This is a genomic window from Mesorhizobium sp. M5C.F.Ca.IN.020.29.1.1, from assembly GCF_003997375.1.
In the GTDB taxonomy this organism is placed as follows: Bacteria; Pseudomonadota; Alphaproteobacteria; order Rhizobiales; family Rhizobiaceae; genus Mesorhizobium; species Mesorhizobium wenxiniae.
The window spans coordinates 1-1814 of the sequence record NZ_RZSW01000864.1 but is presented as its reverse complement, the minus strand read 5'-3'; the positions used below and the strand labels follow the sequence as shown (position 1 = coordinate 1814).

Sequence of the window (1814 nt, the reverse complement as noted above, 5' to 3'; positions counted from 1 at the left end):
ATACGGGCCAGCGACGAGCCGATCAGGCCGATGCCGACCAGCGCGATCTTTTCGAACATCGGTGATGTCATTGTCTCAGCTTTTCAGAAATGTCGTGAGCGCGGCGACAACGCCGCGATTGGCCTCTTCGGTGCCGATGCTCATGCGCAGTGCATTCGGGAAGCCGTAGCCGGAAACGCGCCGCAATATGTAGCCGCGCGTTGAGAGGTAGTCGTCCGCAGCCGCCGCCGAATGCTTTTGGTCCTCGGGAAAGTGGATGAGCACGAAATTGCCGACGCTCGGCGTCACCCGCAGTCCGAGCTTGGTCAACTCCTCGCTCACCCATCGCAGCCAGGTCTCGTTATGCGCAACGCTGCGCTCGACATGGGCGCGGTCGCGGATCGCGGCAATGCCGGCCTCGATCGCCGTCGCGTTGACGTTGAAGGGACCTCGCACGCGGTTAATCGCGTCGATGATATGCATCGGCGCGTACATCCAGCCGATCCGCGCGCCGCCGAGGCCGAGCTTGGAGAAGGTGCGGGTCATGACCACGTTTTCCGCGCCAGCCACCAGTTCGACGCCGGCTTCATAGTCGTTGCGGCGGACATATTCGGCATAGGCGCCATCCAGCACCAGAAGCACATTTCGAGGCAGGCCGGCATGCAAACGGCGCACCTCCTGGAACGGCAAATAGGTGCCGGTCGGGTTGTTCGGATTGGCGAGGAAGATGATTCTGGTCCGCGGCGTTACGGCGGCGAGGATCGCATCGACGTCGGCGCGCTCATTGGTTTCCTTGACAGACACCGGGACAGCGCCAGCCGACTGGATGTAGATCTTGTAGACCATGAAGCCGTGTTCGGTGATAACGGCTTCATCGCCGGGCGCGAGATAGGTCTGCGCAAGCAGGCCCAGAATCTCGTCGGAACCATTGGAACAGACGATGTTCGCCGGGTTGAGGCCATGCACCTCGGCGATCGCCTCCCGCAGGCGCTTGGCGGTGCCGTCGGGATATATGTCGAGTTTGGCTGCGACGTCGCGCGCGGCCTCTATAGCCGTCGGAGAGGGGCCGAGCGGGTTCTCGTTCGACGACAATTTATGGATCTTGGCAACGCCGGCCGGCGCCGTGCTCTTGCCCGGCACATAGGCTTCTATGTCCATGATCCCCGCGCGGGGCGTTGGACGTGCCTGATCCGATGGCTGGTTCATATTGCAAAAAATCCGTCGAGAACGTTTCCACCCGGAAGCCGCAGCGGAAATACAAGCCGTGGCCCGGAATGTCGAGAGCGTCAATTAAGGGTGAGCGACTGGCCGTTGACGCCGAGGCGCGGCGGTCCTAGAAGAAAGGCGAAATCCCGTGGTGATTTGGCCGGTCGGCTTGCAGCCACGTTAAACAACTCGCTAAAGGGCCGTTTGCATTCTGTAACCGGCTTTGCGAAGGCAATGCCGGTTTTTGTTGTCCGTTGCCGGCCGGACAACCGCATCGCCCGAAAATCGGAATCGATTTTCGGAAAGCGCGATGGGTAATATAAGAGGATGCGATGGTCGCGCTGCGCACTAAAAGAACCAACAACGAGGCCGACCAACCGTCAAGCCCGGTGTTGCGCTTCGGTGCCGACAAGCCGCTCAAGCTCGACGCCGGCACGCTGCTGTCACCGTTCCAGATCGCCTACAAGACCTACGGCACGCTCAACGACGCCCGCTCAAACGCCATCCTCGTCTGCCATGCGCTGACCGGCGACCAGCATGTCGCCAGCACCAATCCGGTGACCGGCAAGCCGGGCTGGTGGGAAGTGCTGATCGGCCCCGGCAAGATCATCGACACCAGCCGCTTCTTC

At 61.5% G+C, this 1814-nt stretch carries 1 protein-coding gene, 1 pseudogene and 1 riboswitch; of the genes and pseudogenes, one reads left to right on the top strand and one right to left on the bottom strand.

Annotation, left to right across the window (positions count from 1 at the left end; genetic code table 11):
• Positions 1–75: 75 nt before the first annotated feature.
• Entirely contained in the window at positions 76–1185 is a 1110-nt protein-coding gene (gene hisC, locus EOA85_RS34410) for a histidinol-phosphate transaminase (RefSeq protein WP_127212650.1), read from the bottom strand.
• 138 nt (positions 1186–1323) lie between these two features.
• Positions 1324–1401: riboswitch (SAM riboswitch) on the top strand.
• A 116-nt stretch (positions 1402–1517) separates the two neighbouring features.
• On the opposite strand from hisC, the pseudogene metX reads away from it, so the two are divergent.
• A pseudogene (gene metX, locus EOA85_RS34405) lies at positions 1518–1814 on the top strand (homoserine O-acetyltransferase); the annotation flags it as partial.